We start from the raw sequence: 20,018 nt of genomic DNA, 5'->3' as shown, positions 1-20,018 counted from the left end.
GCATTGCCCATCATCGCCCATCACGCTTGCGCCAAAGCGGTGGCAGGGCATGGCACGACGACCCAGGATAGAGGATGTGGCCCAGGCCGCCGGCGTCAGCGTCGCAACGGTGGATCGGGTGCTGAATGGCCGCGCCGTGGTGCGGGCGGAAACCGCGCAGCGCGTGTCCGAGGCGGCGGTGGCCATCGGCTATCACGGGGCGGCAGCGATCCGGGCGCGGGTGATGGCGCATGTTCCCGAATATACGCTGGGCGTCGTGCTGCAAAAGGAACGCCACGCCTTTTATCAGGATTTCGCCGCCGCGCTGGATCACGCCGCGCGGCTGGATACCGGGCGCCGCTGGCGCATCGTGCTGCGCTTTGCCCCCGGTCAGGCGCCGGGCGATTTTGCCCAGGCCATCGCCGGGCTGGCGGGCAAGGTGCAGGCCGTGGCCGCCACCGGCATCGACCACCATGAGGTGACCGAGGCCGTCACCCTGCTGCGCCACCGCGGCGTCCCGGTGTTTTCGCTGCTGTCCGACTTTGCGCAGGGCGTGCGCGAAATGTATCTGGGCACCAATAACCTGAAGACCGGGCGGACGGCGGGCTGGCTGATGCAGCGGGTCGCACCGCGGCCCGGCAAGCTGGCGGTGTTCATCGGTGGGCACCGTTTTCATGGCCATGACCTGCGCGAAACCGGCTTTCGCAGCTATTTCCGCGAATATGCGCCGGGCTTCGAGTTTCTGGAAACGATGATCAATCTGGAAACCCGCACCCTGACCTATGAGGCGACGCTGGACCTGATCGGCCGCCACCCCGGTCTGACCGGCATCTATTGCGCCGGTGGTGGGATGGAGGGGGCGATTGCGGCGGTGCGTGAGGCCGGTCAGGCAGGGCGGCTGGGGCTGATCGTGCATGAGCTGACCCCGGAATCGCGCCAGGGCCTGATGGAGGGCACCGTTTCGGCGCTGCTGGCGACACCGCTGGATGTGGTGGCCGCCGATGTGCTGGGGGTGATTGCCCGCACGTTGGATCAAGGCCCGGCCGACAATCCCGGCCAACGCTTTGTCATGGCGCAGATCATCACCCCGGAAGGCCTGACCGCCTGACGAATTGATGGCTTTCCATCATTTTCGCGCATTTTTCTATCACCGCTGATGGGCGGGCCTCATCAATTTGGTTGACCCGTGGGCAGCGCGCGGGGAATCCTGCCCCCGATCACCGCCTGAGGAGGCGCGGCGATCCTGACCGACATCAAGGCCGTGCCGGGCCAAGAACACCGCTGTCAGCGGGCGATACCGGCTTGTCTTTTTCCGGCTGTGACAGGTGCGCCGGACACCACCAAGGGGGAGGAAACCCATGAAGACCTTTCTGCTGACCACCACCTGCGCGATGATGATCTCGGGCGCGGCGATGGCCGAGAACATCGGCGTGTCGATGGCGCTGTTCGACGACAACTTCCTGACCGTGCTGCGCAACGGGATGCAGGATTACGCCAAGGGTCTGGATGGCGTCACGCTGCAAGTCGAGGACGCCCAGAACGATGTGGGCAAGCAGTTGAACCAGATCCAGAACTTTGTTGCCTCGGGTGTCGATGCGATTATCGTGAACCCGGTCGATACCGATGCCACCGTCGCCATGTCCGAGGCCGCCGCCGCGGCGGGCATCCCGCTGGTCTATGTTAACCGCCAGCCCGTCAACGTCGATACGCTGCCCGAGAAACAGGCCTTCGTCGCCTCGGACGAAAAGGAATCCGGCACCCTGCAAACGCAGGAGGTCTGCCGCCTGCTGAAAGAGGCCGGCAAGGGCGAGGGCGCCAAGGCTCTGGTGTTGATGGGCGAATTGTCGAACCAGGCGGCGCGGATGCGCACCCAGGACATCAAGGATGTGATCGCCACCGACGACTGCAAGTTCATCACCATCGTCGAGGAACAGACCGCCAACTGGCAGCGCACTCAGGCCACCGACCTGATGACCAACTGGCTGACCGCCGGCGTTCAGTTCGACGCGGTGATCGCCAACAACGACGAAATGGCCGTTGGCGCGATCCAGGCGTTGAAAAGCGGCGGCAAGGATCTGAACACCGTTGTCGTCGCCGGGATCGACGCCACCCAGGATGCGCTGGCGGCGATGGCGGCGGGTGAGCTGGACGCGACCGTGTTCCAGAATGCCGCCGGTCAGGGCCAGGGCGCGGTCGATGCCGCGCTGAAACTGGCGCGCGGCGAGGCGGTCGAGAAAAAGGTCTATGTGCCCTTTGAGCTGGTCACCCCGGCCAATCTGGCGAATTACCAGGCCAAGAACTGACCCACGCCGGGTGATTGCGGGGGCGGTTCGCCGCCCCCGGCTTGCGGCAATCGGGCCGAAAGGGGGGAAGATGCTGGATCATTCTGCGACGGCGGATCGGCCGGGCGATTACATCCTTGAGGTCGATCGCGTGCGCAAAGAGTTTCCGGGCGTGGTCGCGCTGGACGATGTGCAACTGCGCATCCGCCCCGGCACGGTTCACGCGCTGATGGGCGAAAACGGCGCGGGCAAATCGACGCTGATGAAGATCATCGCCGGCGTCTATACGCCCGACCGGGGTGAGGTGCGCTTTGCCGGCAAGCCTTTGTCGATCAAGACCCCGATCGACGCGCTGAACAGCGGCATTGCGATGATCCATCAGGAACTGAACCTGATGAACACCATGACCGTGGCGGAAAACATCTGGATTCGGCGCGAACCCAAGGGCGCGATGGGGCTGATCGACCATGCGGCGATGAACCGCCAGACCCAGGATCTGTTCGACCAGTTGAACATCCGGCTGGACCCCACGCAACTGGTCGGCGAACTGACCGTCGCGCAAAAGCAGATGGTCGAGATCGCCAAGGCGGTCAGCTATCAATCTGACGTTCTGATCATGGACGAACCGACCAGTGCCATCACCGAGGCCGAGGTCGAACATCTGTTCGCCATCATCCGCGACCTTCGCGCGCGCGGCGTGGGCATTGTCTACATTACCCACAAGATGAACGAACTGTTTGAAATCGCGGACGAACTGACGGTGTTCCGCGATGGCAAATACATCGCCACCGTCGCCGCCAGCGACGTGACGCGCGACGACATCATTCGCATGATGGTGGGCCGCGACATCACCGAGATGTTCCCCAAGGTCGATTGCCCGATCGGCGACGTGGTGCTTGAGGTGCGCGACCTGACGCTGCCCGGCGTTTTCCACAATGTCAGCTTCGATCTGCGCGCGGGTGAGATTCTGGGCGTGGCTGGCCTTGTCGGCTCGGGTCGGTCGAACGTCGCCGAGGCGATCTTCGGCGTGACCCCGGCGACGACGGGTCAGGTGCGGATCGCCGGTCAGCCGGTGCGCATCACCTCGCCCAAGGATGCGATGAAGCACGGCATGGCCTTTCTGACCGAGGATCGCAAGGAAACCGGCTGTTTCCTGATCCTCGACTGCCTGGAAAACATCCAGATGGCGCTGATCACCCGCGACAAGGTGAAGAACGGTTTCGTCCAGCAACGCGCGGTGTCGGCCATGGCTGCGGATTACGCCGCCAAGCTGCGCGTCAAGACGCCGAACCTGCAAGAGCGGGTGGAAAACCTGTCAGGCGGCAATCAGCAAAAGCTGCTGATCGCGCGCTGGCTGCTGACCGGTCCCCGGATCCTGATCCTGGACGAACCGACGCGCGGGATCGACGTGGGCGCGAAATCCGAAATCCACCGCCTGATCACCGCCCTGGCCGGGCAGGGGGTCGCGGTTCTGATGATCTCGTCCGAGATGCCCGAGGTGCTGGGCATGTCCGACCGGATCATGGTCATGCACGAAGGCCATGTGTCCGGGTTCCTGACCCGCGACGAGGCCGATCAGGTCCGCATCATGGATCTGGCTGCAAGGTAAGGGGAAACCGATGTCGAAAACCGCAACCCATCGCCGCCTGCCGGCCGAGGTCAACATCCTGCTGGTGCTGGTCGGCATCGCTTTGGTCTTTGAAATGCTGGGCTGGGTGTTTCAGGGGCAGTCCTTCCTGGGCAATCTGGACCGGCTGAAGATCATGATCCTTCAGGTCTCGGTCATCGGCATCATCGCCGTGGGGGTGACGCAGGTCATCATCTCGGGCGGGATCGACCTGTCCTCCGGTTCGGTGGTCGGGGCGGTGGCCATGATCTCGATGTCGCTGGCGCAGGCCGATGGCTATGAACGCGCGGTCTATCCGGCGCTGACCGGGATGCCCTTGGTCGTGCCGCTGGGGGTCGGGCTGCTGGTCGGGCTGGCGGCGGGGATGGTGAACGGGGCACTGATCGCCTATACCAAGATCCCGCCCTTCATCGCCACATTGGGGATGATGGTGACGGCGCGCGGCTTTGCGAAATGGTATACCAAGGGCCAGCCGATTTCCTTTCCCTCGGAAAGCTATGCGGCCCTGGGCAAGGGCATGATGCCGGTGGCGATCTTCCTGCTGATCGCGGTGATCTTTCACATCGCCATGAAATACACCCGTTACGGCAAGTTCACCTATGCCATCGGCGCCAACCAGCAGGCGGCGCGGGTGTCGGGCATCAACGTCGAACACCATATCATCAAGGTCTATGCCATTGCCGGCCTTTTGGCGGCACTGGCCGGGATCGTCGTGGCGGCGCGTGGTCAGACCGCGCAGGCCGGCATGGGGATCATGTATGAACTGGACGCCATCGCCATGGCGGTGATCGGCGGCACCTCGCTGACCGGCGGGCGCGGGTCGATCATCGGCACCACCATCGGCATGGTGATCTTTGGCGTCATCATCTCGGGTTTCACCTTCCTGCGGCTGGACGCCTATTATCAGGAAATGATCAAGGGCGTCATCATCGTCGCCGCCGTGGTGGCCGATGTCTATCGCCAGAAAAAGCGCGTGAAGAAGGCGTAGCATGATGGCGGAGCGTCCTTTGGGTGTCGCGCTGATCGGCACCGGCTTCATGGGCAAATGTCACGCGATGGCCTGGCGCAATGTCGCCACCGCCTTTGGCGGCACGCCCCCCCGGCTTGAGGTGCTGGCCGATGTTCCAGCCGAGGCCGCCACCGCCCATGCCCACGCCTTCGGCTTTGCGCGCGCCACCGGCGACTGGCGCGCGGCGGTGTCCGATCCGGCGGTGGATGTGGTGTCGATCACCACCCCCAACGGCTTGCACCGCGAGATGGCCGAGGCCGCCCTGGCCGCGGGCAAACATGTCTGGCTGGAAAAGCCGATGGCGTTGACGCTGACGGATGCCGAAAGCATGGCCGCCGCCGCTGCCCGCGCAGGGCGGGTGACGATGCTGGGCTATAATTACCTGCGCAACCCGGCCTTTGCCCACGCGCTGACCCTGATCGGTGACGGCGTGATCGGCACCCCGCGCGAATTTCGCGGTGTCTACGACGAGGATTATCTGGCCGATCCCGACCTGCCTTGGTCGTGGCGGATGACGCAGGCGCAAGGGGGTCTGGGCGCCTTGGGCGATCTGGGTTGCCATCTGGTCAGTCAGATGCTGGCCTTGATGGGTCCGGTCGACAGCCTGGTGGCGATGGCGCGCACCGCCTATGCCACCCGCCCCGCGCCCGAGGGTGCCAGACCGGTCGAGAATGAGGACAGTGCCCTGGCGATGATCCGCTTTGCCTCGGGCGCGATCGGCAGCTTTGCCACCTCGCGCGTGGCGCATGGCCGCAAATGCCGCCTTCAATGGGAGGTTCACGGCGATCGTGGCACGCTGGTGTTCGATCAGGAACGCATGAATGAACTGTGGCTGTTCACGCCCGAGGACAAGGGCCGCGAGGGCTTCAAGCGCCTGCTGACCGGCCCCGCGCAGCCCGGCTTTGCCGCCTTTTGCCCGGCCCCCGGCCATAATTTCGGCTTCAACGAAATGAAGGTGATCGAGGCGCATCAGCTGATGACCGCCATCGCGGGCGGTGGCCCCTGTGGGCCGGATTTCGCCGAAGGACTGGTGATCGAACGCATCATTCACGGCATGGCCCGGTCCGCCGCGACCGGCCAGTCCGTCGCCATCGCAGGGAGTTAGGCCATGAAAATCGCGCTTGACCCGTTCATGCACCGCCAGCTTAGCCTTGAGGATCTGCCGGGCAAGGTGGCCGAACTGGGCTATGACTGGATGGAGCTGTCGCCGCGCGGCGATTTTCTGGAATGGTTCAAGGCCCCGCGCGTCTTTCCCAGCCGCATCGCCGGGTTCAAGCGCGCCCTGCGCGCCGCGAATGTCGGCATCGCCAGCCTGCTGCCCATGTATCGCTGGGCCAGCAACGATGAGGTCGAACGCCAGGCCGCCGTCCGCCACTGGAAACGCGCCATCGACATCGCCGTCGAACTGGGCGTCGATACGATGAACAGCGAGTTCGGGCGCGGCCCGCATCCCGACAAGGGGTCGTGCTATTGCTGCCATACCGGCGCGATGATCGAGGCCTGCGAAGATGCCTGGTGGCGGTCGATGGACGAACTGGTGCCGGTGCTGGAACGTGAAGGCATCCGCCTGAACATTGAACCCCACCCCGAGGACTGGTGCGAGACCCTGCAACCGGCGCTGGACATCATCCGCACCGTGAACAGCCCCAGTGTCCGGTTCCTCTATTGCGCACCGCATACGTTTTACTTTGGTGACGACACCCGCGCCATGCTGCGCCAGGCCGCCGATGTGCTGGCCCATGTCCATGTCGCCGACACGTTCAACCACCGCGCCAGCAGCGGGTTGCGCTATATCCTGAACCCGCCCGGCACCCAGGCCCGCGTGCATCAGCATCTGAACATCGGTCAGGGCGAAGTGCCTTGGGACGATTTCTTCGCCACGCTGCACGAAATCGGCTTTGACGGCATCATGACCGCCTGCGTCTTTGCCTGGGAAGACCGCGCCGACGAATCCGGCCGCTTCATGCGCGCCGAAATGCAACGCCATATCGACACATATTGGGGCAGATCATGACCTTGAGGATCGGAGTCATCGGCACGGGGGCCATCGGCCAGGACCACACGCGCCGCATCAATCAGGTGCTGTCAGGCGCGCGCGTCGTCGCCGTCAATGACGTGAACCGCGCCAATGCCGAAAGCTGCGTGGCGCAATTTGCGCCCGATGCGGTGATCCATGACGACCCCCATGCGCTGATCGCGGATGCGGGCGTCGACGCGGTGCTGGTCTGTTCCTGGGGCCAGACGCATGAAGAATATGTCCTGGCCAGCATCGCCGCCGGCAAGCCCTGCTTTTGCGAAAAGCCGCTGGCCACGACCGCCGAGGGCGCGCGCAATATCGTCGATGCCGAGGTGGCGCATGGCAAGCGGTTGGTGCAAGTCGGCTTCATGCGCCGCTATGATGCGGGCTATGTCGCGCTGAAGCGTGCGGTTGGCACCTTGACCGGCGCGCCGCTGATGGTTCACGCGGCGCATCGTAACCCGCGTGTGGGCAGCAACTATGTCACGCCGATGGCGATTCATGACACGCTGATCCACGAAATCGACGTGCTGCGGTGGCTGCTGGATGATGATTATGTCAGCGCGCAGGTGTTCTTCCCGCGCAAATCCCCCCATGCCCATGAAAAGCTGCGCGACCCGCAGGTGGTGGTGCTGCAAACCGCCAAGGGCGTGGTGATCGACGTCGAGATATTCGTGAACTGCCGCTATGGCTATGACATCCAGTGCGAGGTGGTGGGCGAGGAAGGCATCGCGAAACTGCCCGAGCCGATGGCGATCCAGACCCGGCTGAACGCGACCCTGGGCAACCCGATCCTGACCGATTGGAAGGATCGCTTCATCGACAGCTATGACGTCGAACTGGCCGATTTCATCCGCGCCGCGACGCGCGGCACCGCCGCCGGGCCGTCGGCCTGGGATGGCTATGCGGCCGCCGTGGCCTCGGACGCCTGCGTCGCCGCGCAAGAGGCCGAGGGCCAGCCTGTCGCCATCACCCTGCCGGCGCGTCCGGCGCTGTATGGTTAAGGGGGCGACGATGCGTTTTGCGCTGAACCATATCTGTGCGCCGCGGCTGGCGTTGCCTGACTTCATGGCGATGTGCGCCCGGCTGGGCGTGCATGAGATCGAGATCCGCAACGATCTGCCCGATGTGCTGGGCAGCCTGCGGGCCGCCGATGTCGCGGCGATGGCGGCGGATCATGACGTGACCATTCTGGCGATCAACGCGCTTTATCCGTTCAACATGTGGTCCGGGGATCTGCCCGACCGGGCCGAGGCGATGGCCGATTACGCCGCCCGCGCCGGGGCGCGCGGGCTGGTGATCTGTCCGCTGAACGATGGCCGTGCGGTCGAACATTCGGCGGTTGTCGCGGCGCTGGATGCGATGCGGCCGCTGCTGTCGGCGCGTGGGCTGCTGGGCTATGTCGAGCCTTTGGGCTTTCCCGTCAGCTCGCTTCGGCGCAAGGCCGATGCGATTGCGGCGATCACCGAGGCAGGGGGCTTCGGCACGTTCCAACTGCTGCACGACAGCTTCCATCACCATCTGGCGGGCGAGGATCAGGTCTATGCGCAGCGCACCGGTCTGGTGCATCTGTCGGGCGTGACCGACCCGGCGCTGGCGGTCGATGCGATGCTGGACGCCCATCGGGTGCTGGTCGATGGCGACGATCGGCTGGGCAATGTCGCGCAGGCGCGGGCGTTGATCGCGGGCGGCTATGACGGGCCGTTCAGCCTTGAGCCGTTCGCGCCCGCCGTTCATGCCCGCGATGATATCGAAGATGCGTTGCGCGCCACGATGGATCACATCCGCGCCGGTGTGTCTGCGCCATGACAAGGCCGGGGGGCGCTGCCCCCCGAACCCCCCGGGATATTTGGGCCAAGAAGAAATGCACAAACCGCTTGATCTGATCACCATTGGCCGGTCCTCGGTCGATCTTTACGGCGCCCAGGTGGGGGGCCGGTTGGAGGACATGCGGTCCTTCAACAAATATGTCGGCGGCTCGCCCACCAACATGGCGACGGGGACGGCGCGGCTGGGGTTGAAATCGGCGCTGATCACCCGCGTCGGCGATGAGCATATGGGCCGCTTCCTGCGCGAGGAACTGGCGCGCGAAGGCGTGGATGTGCGCGGCGTTATCACTGATCCGCAGCGGCTGACCGCTTTGGTCCTGCTTGGCATCCGTGATGAGGACAGCTTCCCGCTGATCTTCTACCGCGAGAATTGCGCCGACATGGCCTTGTGCGAGGATGACATCGACCCCGGCCTGATCGCGCAGGCGCGCGCGGTGGTGGCCACCGGCACGCATCTAAGCCATCCGCGCACCGAGGCTGCTGTGCTGAAGGCGCTGCGGATCGCGCGGGAAACCGGCGCGCGGACGGCGCTGGATATCGACTACCGCCCGAACCTGTGGGGTCTGTCGGGCCATGGCGATGGCGAGAACCGCTTTATCGCCAGCGATGCGGTGACCGCCAAGTTGCAGGCGCATCTGGGTCTGTTCGACCTGATCGTCGGCACCGAGGAGGAGTTTCACATTGCCGGTGGCAGCACCGACACGCTGGCGGCGCTGCGGGCGGTGCGGGCGGTTTCGGGCGCGGTGCTGGTCTGCAAGCGGGGGGCGAACGGGGCCGTCGCCTTCACCGGGGATATCGACGGATGGGCGTCTGGCCAGACCGGTGAGGGCTTTCCGATCGAGGTGTTCAACGTGCTGGGCGCGGGCGACGGCTTCATGTCGGGCCTGCTGAAGGGCTGGCTGGACGGTGAAGATTGGCCGGTCGCGCTGAAATATGCCAATGCCTGCGGGGCCTTCGCTGTCAGCCGCCATGGCTGCACCCCCGCTTACCCCAGTTGGCCCGAGCTGCAGTTCTTTCTGGAGCGCGGCATCCGCCAGCCCGCCCTGCGCAAGGATGAGGTGCTCGAGCGGATCCACCGCGCGACCAACCTGCATCCCTTGCCCGGCGATCTGCGCGCCTTTGCCTTTGACCACCGGATGCAGTTCGAGGAGATGGCAGGCGCGAGCCCTGCTCGGATCGGCGCCTTCAAGGGCCTGTGTCTGCGCGCGGCGCAGGCGGTGGCGGGCGGGCAGCCGGGCTATGGGATCCTGTGCGATGACCGTCTGGGCCGACAGGCCCTGCACGCCGCCAGCGGCAGCGGGCTGTGGGTCGGGCGGCCCTGCGAATGGCCGGGGTCGCGGCCCTTGCGGCTGGAACCCGAGCTTGGCGCGGCGAATGAGGGGCTGGTGGAATGGCCCGCCGGTCAGGTCGTCAAGGTTCTGTGCTTTTGCCATCCCGATGACGATGCCGCGATGCAGGCCGATCAAGAGGCCACCGTCAGCCGCCTTTACGCCGCCGCCCGCGCCAATGGGTTGGAGTTCCTGCTGGAGATCATCCCCTCGAAGGTCGGCGCGGTCGATGAGAACACGACCGCCGCGCTGATCGACCGCTGGTATCAGATCGGCATCTATCCCGACTGGTGGAAGCTGGAGCCGCTGAAGACCGAAGCCGCCTGGCAAAAGGTGGTGGATACGATCACCGCGCATGACCCGTATTTGCGGGGCATCGTGGTGCTGGGGCTGGACGCGCCCGAGGCCGAGCTGGCCGCCAGTTTCGCCATGGCGGCGCGGCATGATCTGGTGCGCGGCTTTGCCGTGGGCCGCACGATCTTTGGCGATGTGGCGCGGGGCTGGCTGGCCGGGCAAATCGACGATGACACCGCGGTCGGGCAGATGGCCGCGCGCTATCGCAGGCTGTGCGATCTATGGGACGCGGCCCGCAAGGAGGCAGGAAAATGACCACGATCCGACTGACCGCCGCGCAGGCGATGATGCGTTACCTGTCGGTGCAGATGACCGAGAATGGCCAGCGGTTCATCGATGCCGTCTGGGCGATCTTCGGCCATGGCAATGTCGCGGGCATCGGTGAGGCCTTGCACGGGGTCGGCGATGCGCTGCCCACCCTGCGCGGGCAGAACGAACAGACCATGGCCCATGCTGCGATTGCCTATGCCAAGACGATGAAGCGGCGGCGCGCGATGGCCGTCACCTCGTCCATCGGGCCGGGGGCGACGAATATGGTGACGGCGGCGGCGCTTGCGCATGTGAACCGGCTGCCGCTGCTTCTGATTCCCGGCGATGTCTTTGCCAATCGCCGCCCCGATCCCGTGCTGCAGCAGATCGAGGATTTCGACGATGGCACGATCAGCGCCAATGACTGTTTCCGCCCGGTGGTGCGCTATTTCGACCGTATCACCCGGCCTGAACAGCTGCTGACGGCGCTGCCCCGCGCCTTTGCCGTGATGACCGATCCGGCGAATTGCGGCCCGGTCTGTCTGGCCTTTTGCCAGGATGTGCAGGCCGAGGCCTATGACTGGCCCGAGGCGTTCTTTGCGCCGAAGGTCTGGCACATCCGCCGCCCCGCCCCCGATGCGGGCGAAGTGGCGCGGGCGGTCGATCTGTTGCGCGCGGCCAAGGCGCCCGTGATCGTTTCCGGGGGCGGCGTGATCTATAGCCAGGCCGAGGCCGATCTTCTGGCCTTTGCCCGCGCCCACAACATTCCGCTGGTCGAGACGCAGGCTGGCAAGGGCGCGGTCGATTGGGCCGAGCCGCTGAACTTTGGCGCGCCGGGCGTGACCGGCACCGGGGCGGGCAACGCCATCTGTGCGGCGGCGGATGTCATCCTGGGCGTAGGGACGCGGTTTCAGGATTTCACCACCGGCTCATGGGCGGCGTTCCAGAACCCCGACCGGCGGCTGATCGCCGTCAACCTGGCGGGCTATGACGCGGCCAAGCATCAGGCGCTGCCGGTGGTCGGCGACGCGCGGCTGGCCTTGACGGCGATCAGCGCGGGGCTGGCCGGGCATCGCTTTGCCGGGGTCGATCCGGGGCTGCGCGCGGATTGGTATGCGAAAGCCGACGCGGTGACGGCGGCGCCAACCGGTGCGGGGCTGCCCACGGATGCGCAGGTGATCGGCGCGGTGCAGCGCCAATCCGGGCCGCAGACCATCGTCATGTGCGCGGCAGGCACCATGCCCGGCGCGCTGCAAGTGCTGTGGCGCGCCGCACCGGGCGGCTATCATATGGAATATGGCTATAGCTGCATGGGCTATGAAATCGCCGGTGCGCTTGGCATCGCGATGGCGCGGCCGGACGCCCAGGTGATCTGCATGGTCGGGGATGGCAGCTACATGATGGCCAACAGCGAGCTGGCGACGGCGGTCATGCTGCGCAGGCCCTTTACCGTCGTGCTGACCGACAACCGCGGCTATGGCTGCATCAACCGGCTGCAACAGGCCTGCGGCGGGGCGGCCTTCAACAACATGTATGTCGATTGCAATGTGGTGGATCAGCCGCGGATCGACTTTGTGGCCCATGCCGCCAGCATGGGTGCACATGCCGAAAAGGTGGATGGTATCGCCGCGCTTGAGGCCGCGATTGCCGCCGCGCGGGGGCGCGATATTCCCAGCGTCATCGTGATCGACACCGATGCCGGGCCGGGAACTGGCGCGGGCGGGGCCTGGTGGGATGTCGCCGTGCCCGAGGTCGGCGGGCCGGAACGGCTGGATCAGGCGCGCGCCGCCTATCACGCCCAGGCCCGCCAGCAACGCGCCTTTGACTGACGCCGGACAGGGGGCTGCCTGCCCCCTGAAATCCCCGAGGATATTTGGACCAAGAAGAAAGCCGGTCCGGGAGACAGCGACATGATCCTTTATGGAACCAACCCTATTGCCTGGTCGAATGATGACGACCAGACCATCGGCGCGCATATCAGCCTGGATGAATGCCTGGCCGATTGTCGTGCGATCGGATTTGACGGCATCGAAAAGGGCCACAAGATGCCCGATGACGGAGCCGCGCTGAGGGCGAAGCTGGCCGATTACGGGCTTGTCTTTGCGGGCAAGTGGCATTCGACCAATCTGCTGGTGAATGATCTTGAGGTGGAAAAGGCCGCGCTGCTGGACACGATCCGCATGATCCAGGCGGCGGGCAGCGGCCATATCAATGCCTGCGAATGTTCCAACACCGTGCATGGCACCGATGGCGTGGCCGTGAACGACCGCCCCGTGATGAGCGATGCGGACTGGGACCGGTTTTCGGCGGGCTATGAGGCGCTGTCGCAACTGGCCGCCGATGAGGGCGTGGTGATGGGCTATCATCACCACATGGGCACGATCATCGAAAGCCCCGCCGATATCGACCGGTTCATGGCCATGGCCGGGCCAGCCACGCGGCTGTTGCTGGACACCGGGCATTGCACCTTTGGCGGCGGTGATCCGGCCGAGGTGGCGCGAAAGCATATCGGGCGCGTGACCCATATCCATGCCAAGAACATCCGCCGCCCCATCATGGATCAGGTGCGGCGCGACGGCCTGTCCTTCATCGAAGGGGTGCGGCGTGGGGCCTTTACCGTGCCGGGCGATCCCGATGGCTGCGTCGATTTCGCCCCGGTGCTGAAGATCGCTGCCGAGGCGGGCTATCAGGGCTGGCTGGTGATCGAGGCCGAGCAAGACCCGCTGAAGGCCAACCCCTTGCATTATCAGGGCATGGGCCATCGCGCCCTGCGCAAGATGGCGCAGGCGGCGGGGCTGGACCGGGGCCGGACGGGCTGATGCTGATCGACCCGCAAGCCCCGTTCTTTCGCCCGCTGTGGGTGCGCATCCTGGTGGTGGCGGTGCCGCTGGTCTGGGCGGTGGTCGAGTTCGCCGCCGCTAGCCCCGGCTTTGGCCTGATCTTCGGGGCTGCCGGGGCCTATCTGTTCTACCAATTGTTTCTGCGGGGGCATCCATGAACCTGTTGCGTAAACCGACCGGCACGCGGGGTCGCGTGCATCACATCACGCCTGAAAACGCCGGTTGGGCCTATGTCGGCTTTGACCTGCACCATCTGGCGCCGGGTGATCGGGCCAGCGGCACGACTGCCGGGCGCGAAGTGATCCTGGTGCTGGTGCAGGGCAAGGCGCGGCTGACCGGGGCCGGCCACGACTGGGGCGAGATGGGCGCGCGGATGGATGTCTTTGAAAGGACGCCGCCGCATTGCCTCTATCTGCCGCCCGGCAGCGACTGGGTGGCCGAGGCCACGACCGATTGCGTGCTGGCGGTGTGCAGCGCGCCCGGCCATGGCGGCCATCCCGCCCGTCGCATCGGTCCCGATGGCATCACCCTGACCCCGCGCGGCAAGGGCGCGAACACCCGCCATATCAACAACATCGCCATGGAGGCGGAAGACTGCTGCGACAGCCTGCTGGTGACCGAGGTGTTCACCCCGGCGGGCAACTGGTCGTCCTATCCCAGCCATCGCCATGACGAAGACGACGATCCGCGCATCACCCTGCTGGAGGAGACCTATTACCACCGCCTGAACCCGGCCCAGGGCTTTGCGGTGCAGCGTGTCTATACCGAGGACGGCAGTCTGGATGAGACGATGGCGGTCAAGCATGGTGATGTCGTGCTGGTGCCGCGCGGGCATCACCCAGTCGGCGTGCCCTATGGCTATGACCTTTATTACCTGAACGTCATGGCCGGCCCGCTGCGCAAATGGCGGTTTGAACCGGATCCCGATCACCGCTGGATCCTCGACCGCGACGGCTGATCGCCTGACGTCACGCTGGCGGACGCGGCGCGGCGGGCCTAGCATGGTGTTCGGCATCAGGCGGAGGTGACGATGGCCGATTGCGATGTGCTGATCCTGGGCGGCGGCTCGGCCGGCGCGGTGCTGGCGGCACGTCTGTCGGACGACCCGGCACTGCGCGTCTGCCTGGTCGAGGCCGGAGGCGACGGCGAAAGCCGTCTGATCCGTGCGCCGGGGTTTCTCGCGCTGCTGGTGCGTGGCCAGCCGCGCCTGCACAACTGGGCCTGGCAGACGGTGCCGCAGTCGGGGCTGAACGGGCGGCGGGGCTATCAGCCGAGGGGCCGCGCCCTGGGCGGATCGTCGGCGATCAACGCCATGCTTTATGTGCGCGGCCAGCCGCAGGATTATAACGATTGGGCCGATCTGGGGGCCGAGGGCTGGGATTGGCAATCGGTCCTGCCATGGTTTCGCGCCACCGAACGCAACCAGCGTGGCGGCGATGCCTGGCATGGCGATGACGGGCCGCTTCAGGTTGCCGATCAGGGCAGCCCGTTCCCGATCAGCCGCGCCTTTGTCACGGCTTGCACCCAGTCGGGCCTGCCCGCGACCGAGGATTTCAACCGCGACGATCCGCAGGGTGCGGGGCTTTACCAGGTCACCCAGTTCTTTGACGGCCCGCACCGGGGCGAACGCTGTTCTGCTGCCGCAGGCTGGCTGCGGCCGGTGCGCGGACGCCCCAATCTGACCGTCCTGACCGGTTCGCTGGTCGATCGCGTCACGCTGGACGCGGGGCGTGCCACCGGGGCGCTGGTCCGCCATCGCGGGCGCATCCTGCATCTGCGCGCGCGCCGCCAGGTGGTGATTGCGGCGGGGGCCTTTGGCTCACCCGCCATCCTGCTGCGATCCGGTATCGGACCCGAGGATGAGCTGCGCGCCCATGCCATCGCGCCCGCGGTGGTGCTGCCGGGGGTTGGCCAGAACCTTCAGGATCATCTGGATCACGTCCTGTCCTGGCACTCGCGGCGCGCCGATGTCGTGGGGCTGAACCCGCGCGGCCTGCTGCGACTGGCACGGGCCGAACGGCGGTGGTCGGGCGACCGCAGCGGCCCCTTTACCTCGCCCTATGCCGAGGCCGGGGCCTTTTTCCGGTCGCGCGCCCAGCTTGATCGGCCCGACATGCAGTTGCACCTGACGGTGGGGATCGTCGATCAGCACATGCGCAAGCTGCACCTGCGCGACGGCTATTCGGCGCATGTCTGCCTGCTGCGCCCGGCCAGCAAGGGCCATGTCGGGCTGACAGGCACCGACCCGCGCCTGGAACCGCGCATCGACCCGGCCTTTCTGTCCGACCCCGCTGATCTGGCCGCGCTGATCGCCGGGGTCCGCCGGCTTGAGACGATCATGGCCGCGCCCGCGCTGGATCCCTGGCGAGGGCGCAGGCTGTATCCGCATGACGGCAGCGACGCGGCGATCGCCGCCGACATCCGGGCGCGGGCCGATACGATCTACCACCCGGTTGGCACCTGCCGGATGGGGCAGGACGACATGGCGGTGGTCGACCCGCAGCTTCGGCTGCGCGGGGTGGCGGGGCTGCGGGTGGTCGATGCCTCGGTCATGCCGCGCCTGGTCAGCGGCAATACCAATGCCCCGACGATCATGATCGCCCATCGCGCCGCCGATCTGATCCGCGCCGATCTGGCGGGCTGATGGCATTGTCACAATCCTGTCATGAAATCGCAGCATAAGCGTCATCGCGGGCCGGTAAGCCACCCGCAAGGCCGAGTCGTTCGGCCATCGCTGCCAAAACGGGAGACACCCATGAACGCCCTTCGTTTTACCGCTTCGACCCTGGCCATCTTGGCCGTGTCGGCGACCGCCGCCGCCGCCCGCGATCAGGTTCAGATCGCCGGTTCCTCGACCGTGCTGCCCTATGCGACCATCGTTGCCGAAGCCTTTGGCGAAAACACCGACTTCCCGACCCCGGTGGTGGAATCGGGTGGTTCGGGTGCGGGCCGCAAGAAGATGTGCGAAGGCGTGGGCGAAAACTTCATCGACATCGCCAACAGCTCGTCGCGGATCAAGCAGTCGGACATCGACACCTGCGCCGCCAACGGCGTGACCGAGATCATGGAAGTGCGCATCGGCTATGACGGCATCGTCTTTGCCAGCGACATTGCCGGGCCGGACTTTGCCCTGACCCCCGCCGAAATCTACGGCGCCATCGGTGCCCAGGTTGCCAAGGACGGCGCGCTGGTCGCCAACCCGGCGAAGCAGTGGGCCGACGTCAAGGCCGACTTCCCGGCCCAGGACATCCTGATGTTCATCCCCGGCACCAAGCACGGCACCCGCGAAGTGTTCGACGAAAAGGTGCTGGTCGAGGGTTGCAAGGCCACCGGCGCGCTGGACCTGTTCAAGGCTGCCGCGACCGGTGCCGACGACAAGGAAAAGGAAGCGGCTGCCCACAAGGCTTGCATGGCGGTTCGCACCGACGGCCTGTCGGTCGATATCGACGGCGACTATACCGAAACCCTGTCGCGTATCGATGCCAACAAGAACGCCATCGGCGTGTTCGGCCTGTCGTTCTATCAGAACAACACCGACAAGCTGAAGGTCGCCACCATCGACGGCGTGGTGCCCAGCGTCGACAGCATCGCCAAGGGTGACTACCCGGTGTCGCGCCCGCTGTTCTTCTATGTGAAGAAGCAGCACTTCGGCGTCATCCCCGGCCTGAAGGAATACATCCAGTTCTTCGTGTCCGACGAAATGGCCGGCCCGGAAGGCCCGCTGGCTGCCTATGGCCTGGTTTCGGACCCGGAACTGGCCAAGACGCAGGAAATGGTTGCCTCGGAAACCGTCATGGGTCCGCTGGACAAGTGATCGCCTGACCGGGCGCGCGGGGATCGACCCCGCGCGCCCTTTCTTCTGACTGTGGTGGGCCTATGAGCATCGGATTCCTGACGCTGATCGTTCTGGCGCTGGCGGCGCTTGGCTGGATCGGCGCACGGCAGCGGGCGCTGTCTTTGGCGGGCGGAGATGCCCGCGTTTTGCATTCGCTGCCGGGCCAGCATGGCCAATCGGTCGCACTGATGACGGCGCTGCCGGCGCTGGCCGTGATGGCGCTGCTCTTGGTCGTGCAGACCCTGACCGGCCGGGCAGTTGCGGCACCGGTGATAGTGGGGGCGGTGATCGCCGCCGCGGTGGCCGGGCTGGCCTTTGGCCTGCTGCGCCAGACCCGCGATTATCGCGCGCGCAACGTGGCCGAACGCATGGTCATCGGCCTGTTGATCCTGGCCTCGCTGGTGGCGGTGCTGACCACCATCGGCATCGTCGCCTCGCTTTTGTTCGAGACGATCCACTTTTTTGAACTTTACCCGTTCAGCAAGTTCTTCTTTTCGACGACCTGGAACCCGCAGTTCCGCGGCGGGTCGGATCTGGGGATCTGGCCGCTGATCTGGGGCACGATGTATGTGTCGGCCATCGCGCTGCTGGTGGCGGTGCCGATCGGGCTGATGAGCGCGATCTATCTGTCGGAATATGCCAGCAAGACTGCGCGCGGCTGGATCAAGCCCGCGATCGAGATCCTGGCTGGCATCCCCACCATCGTCTACGGCCTGTTCGCGCTGATCACCGTCGGCCCGCTGCTGCGCGACTATTTCGCGCAACCGCTGGGGCTGGGGTCGTCCTCGTCCAGCGTCATGACGGCGGGTCTGGTGATGGGGGTGATGGTCATCCCGTTCGTGTCCTCGCTGTCCGATGACATCATCAACGCCGTGCCGCAATCGCTGCGTGACGGCAGCCTGGCCTTGGGGGCAACCTCGGCCGAGACGGTGAAACAGGTGGTGCTGCCCGCAGCGCTGCCCGGCATCGTGGGCGCCATCCTGCTGGCCGCCAGCCGCGCCATCGGGGAAACCATGATCGTCGTCATGGGCGCGGGCGCCGCCGCGAAACTGTCGCTGAACCCGTTCGAGGCGATGACCACCGTCACCGTCAAGATTGTCAGCCAGCTGACCGGTGACACCGAATTCGCCAGCCCCGAAACGCTGGTTGCCTTTGCCCTGGGCCTGACCCTGTTCCTGATCACGCTGGTGCTGAACGTGCTGGCCTTGGTCATCGTCCGCAAATACCGCGAGCAATACGAATGAGCGATCTCATCACGCCGACCGCCGACGTCCGCCGCCGCAAATCCGCCGAGCGCCGCTTTCGCCTGTATGGGCTGGGGGCGATCCTGGTCGCGTTGACCGCGCTGGTGTTCCTGCTGGTCTCGATCCTGTCCTCGGGCCTGCCGGCCTTCAAGCAGACGACGCTGGACATGCCAGTCTATATCGACCCGGCCGTGGTCGACCCCAGGGGCAACCGCGATCCCGCCGAAATGGCCAAGGTGCTGACGCTCAGCTATGACAAGCTGTTGCAGGCGGCGATGGTCAAGCTGGTGGCTGATCAGGGCCTGAGCAACGATGTCAGCACCACCGATCTGGGCAAGCTGGTGTCGCAGGAATCGCGGGCGCAACTGCGCGCCAGGGTGCTGGCAGACCCCGAACTGGTGGGCCAGACGATCGAGTTCGGCGCGCTGACGAACGGCCGTATCGACGGCTATTTCAAGGGCCGCGTGACCATGCAAAGCGCCGCGCTGGATCGCAACGTCAGCCCCGAACAGCTGCAACTGGCCGATCAGCTGCGCGAAAAAGGTGTGCTGAACGTCAAGTTCAACTGGGGCTTCCTGACCATGCCCGACGCCTCCGACAAGCGCCCCGAGGCCGCGGGCCTGGGCATCGCGCTGATCGGATCGGCCTACATGATGCTGATCGTGCTGTTCCTGGCGCTGCCCATCGGTGTCGCCGCCAGCATCTATCTTGAGGAGTTCGCCCCCAAGAACAAATGGACCGACATGATCGAGGTGAACATCGCCAACCTCGCCGCGGTGCCGTCGATCGTCTACGGTATCCTTGGCCTTGCGGTGTTCATCAACTTCTGGGGGATGCGCATGTCGGCACCCATCGTCGGCGGTCTGGTGCTGACGCTGATGACGCTGCCGCGCATCATCATCCCGACCCGTGCCGCGCTGAAGGCGGTGCCGCCCTCGATCCGCGATGCGGCACTGGGGGTGGGGGCGTCCAAGCTGCAATCCATCACCCATCACGTCCTGCCGCTGGCGATGCCGGGCATCCTGACCGGCACGATCATCGGGCTGGCGCAGGCTTTGGGCGAAACCGCGCCGCTTCTGCTGATCGGCATGGTCGCCTTTGTGCGCGAATATCCGTCGTGGCCGACCGACGGTTTCTTTGAACCCGCCTCGGCGCTGCCGGTGCAGGTCTACAACTGGACGACGCGCGGCGATCCGGGCTTTGTCGAACGCGCCTCGGGGGCGATCATCGTGCTGCTGGTGTTCCTGCTGAGCATGAACCTGATCGCGGTGCTGCTGCGCCGCAAGTTTGAACGCCGCTGGTAACCGTCAGGGAATGGGTGCAGAAATGAACGACATGCGACTGTTGGAGCGCGACGTGACGGCCAAGGACATGAAGATTTCGGCGGTTGATGTGGATGTGTTCTACGGCACATCCCACGCCATC

17 protein-coding genes are annotated in these 20,018 nt (G+C 65.7%); all 17 read left to right on the top strand.

All coding sequences use genetic code 11. The features are described 5' to 3' along the window. Positions 1 to 49: 49 nt before the first annotated feature. The 17 genes from ACEYYA_RS11460 (at position 50) to pstA (ending at position 19,897) form a co-directional block, all read left to right on the top strand. Positions 50 to 1,087, top strand: coding sequence for a LacI family DNA-binding transcriptional regulator (locus ACEYYA_RS11460; RefSeq protein WP_374800724.1), 1,038 nt, complete (start codon positions 50 to 52; stop codon positions 1,085 to 1,087). Between the two features lie 250 nt (positions 1,088 to 1,337). Further along, positions 1,338 to 2,282 (top strand): sugar ABC transporter substrate-binding protein, encoded by a 945-nt coding sequence (locus ACEYYA_RS11455; protein ID WP_374800722.1) that lies wholly within the window; start codon positions 1,338 to 1,340, stop codon positions 2,280 to 2,282. Positions 2,283 to 2,352: 70 nt separating this feature from the next. After that, a complete protein-coding gene (locus ACEYYA_RS11450; RefSeq protein ID WP_374800720.1) occupies positions 2,353 to 3,870 on the top strand; it encodes a sugar ABC transporter ATP-binding protein in 1,518 nt (505 codons plus the stop codon). A 10-nt stretch (positions 3,871 to 3,880) separates the two neighbouring features. Further along, positions 3,881 to 4,876, top strand: coding sequence for an ABC transporter permease (locus ACEYYA_RS11445; RefSeq protein WP_374800719.1), 996 nt, complete (start codon positions 3,881 to 3,883; stop codon positions 4,874 to 4,876). Between the two features lies 1 nt (position 4,877). Beyond that, positions 4,878 to 6,002, top strand: coding sequence for a Gfo/Idh/MocA family protein (locus ACEYYA_RS11440; protein ID WP_374800717.1), 1,125 nt, complete (start codon positions 4,878 to 4,880; stop codon positions 6,000 to 6,002). Positions 6,003 to 6,005: 3 nt separating this feature from the next. Next, positions 6,006 to 6,911: a sugar phosphate isomerase/epimerase family protein gene (locus ACEYYA_RS11435; protein WP_374800715.1), complete on the top strand. Its 906-nt coding sequence runs from the start codon at positions 6,006 to 6,008 to the stop codon at positions 6,909 to 6,911. Next, complete coding sequence (locus ACEYYA_RS11430) at positions 6,908 to 7,918, top strand: Gfo/Idh/MocA family protein (protein WP_374800713.1); 1,011 nt, start codon at positions 6,908 to 6,910, stop codon at positions 7,916 to 7,918. The genes ACEYYA_RS11435 and ACEYYA_RS11430 overlap by 4 nt, the downstream gene beginning before the upstream one ends. A 10-nt stretch (positions 7,919 to 7,928) precedes the next feature. Beyond that, the gene (locus tag ACEYYA_RS11425; protein ID WP_374800711.1) at positions 7,929 to 8,723 is read left to right on the top strand and encodes a TIM barrel protein; all 795 of its coding nucleotides are present in this window, start codon (positions 7,929 to 7,931) and stop codon (positions 8,721 to 8,723) included. A 55-nt stretch (positions 8,724 to 8,778) separates the two neighbouring features. Continuing rightward, positions 8,779 to 10,680, top strand: a complete 1,902-nt coding sequence (locus ACEYYA_RS11420) for a bifunctional 5-dehydro-2-deoxygluconokinase/5-dehydro-2-deoxyphosphogluconate aldolase (protein WP_374800709.1) — start codon at positions 8,779 to 8,781, stop codon at positions 10,678 to 10,680. Then, positions 10,677 to 12,503, top strand: a complete 1,827-nt coding sequence (iolD, locus tag ACEYYA_RS11415; protein WP_374800707.1) for a 3D-(3,5/4)-trihydroxycyclohexane-1,2-dione acylhydrolase (decyclizing) — start codon at positions 10,677 to 10,679, stop codon at positions 12,501 to 12,503. Before ACEYYA_RS11420 ends, iolD begins: the two co-directional genes overlap by 4 nt. An 81-nt stretch (positions 12,504 to 12,584) precedes the next feature. Beyond that, on the top strand, positions 12,585 to 13,493 hold the full coding sequence (gene iolE / locus ACEYYA_RS11410; RefSeq protein WP_374800705.1) for a myo-inosose-2 dehydratase: 909 nt from the start codon (positions 12,585 to 12,587) through the stop codon (positions 13,491 to 13,493). Then, a complete protein-coding gene (locus tag ACEYYA_RS11405; protein WP_374800703.1) occupies positions 13,493 to 13,672 on the top strand; it encodes a hypothetical protein in 180 nt (59 codons plus the stop codon). The genes iolE and ACEYYA_RS11405 overlap by 1 nt, the downstream gene beginning before the upstream one ends. Next, complete coding sequence (gene iolB / locus ACEYYA_RS11400; protein WP_374800701.1) at positions 13,669 to 14,472, top strand: 5-deoxy-glucuronate isomerase; 804 nt, start codon at positions 13,669 to 13,671, stop codon at positions 14,470 to 14,472. Before ACEYYA_RS11405 ends, iolB begins: the two co-directional genes overlap by 4 nt. A 72-nt stretch (positions 14,473 to 14,544) precedes the next feature. Further along, complete coding sequence (locus tag ACEYYA_RS11395) at positions 14,545 to 16,158, top strand: GMC family oxidoreductase (protein ID WP_374800699.1); 1,614 nt, start codon at positions 14,545 to 14,547, stop codon at positions 16,156 to 16,158. A 111-nt stretch (positions 16,159 to 16,269) separates the two neighbouring features. Beyond that, positions 16,270 to 17,328 carry a substrate-binding domain-containing protein gene (locus ACEYYA_RS11390; protein WP_374800697.1) on the top strand — a complete coding sequence of 353 codons (1,059 nt, stop codon included), beginning with the start codon at positions 16,270 to 16,272 and terminating at the stop codon, positions 17,326 to 17,328. A gap of 62 nt (positions 17,329 to 17,390) precedes the next feature. After that, positions 17,391 to 18,593 carry a phosphate ABC transporter permease subunit PstC gene (pstC, locus tag ACEYYA_RS11385; protein WP_374800695.1) on the top strand — a complete coding sequence of 401 codons (1,203 nt, stop codon included), beginning with the start codon at positions 17,391 to 17,393 and terminating at the stop codon, positions 18,591 to 18,593. Then, a complete protein-coding gene (pstA, locus tag ACEYYA_RS11380) occupies positions 18,590 to 19,897 on the top strand; it encodes a phosphate ABC transporter permease PstA (RefSeq protein ID WP_374800693.1) in 1,308 nt (435 codons plus the stop codon). Before pstC ends, pstA begins: the two co-directional genes overlap by 4 nt. Positions 19,898 to 20,018: the final 121 nt, after the last annotated feature.

Origin of the sequence: Paracoccus zhouxuedongae (assembly GCF_041927815.1) — a bacterium.
Classification (GTDB): Bacteria; Pseudomonadota; Alphaproteobacteria; order Rhodobacterales; family Rhodobacteraceae; genus Paracoccus.
The sequence above is the reverse complement of the archived record's forward strand: the minus strand, read 5'-3'. Positions and strand labels throughout refer to the sequence as shown.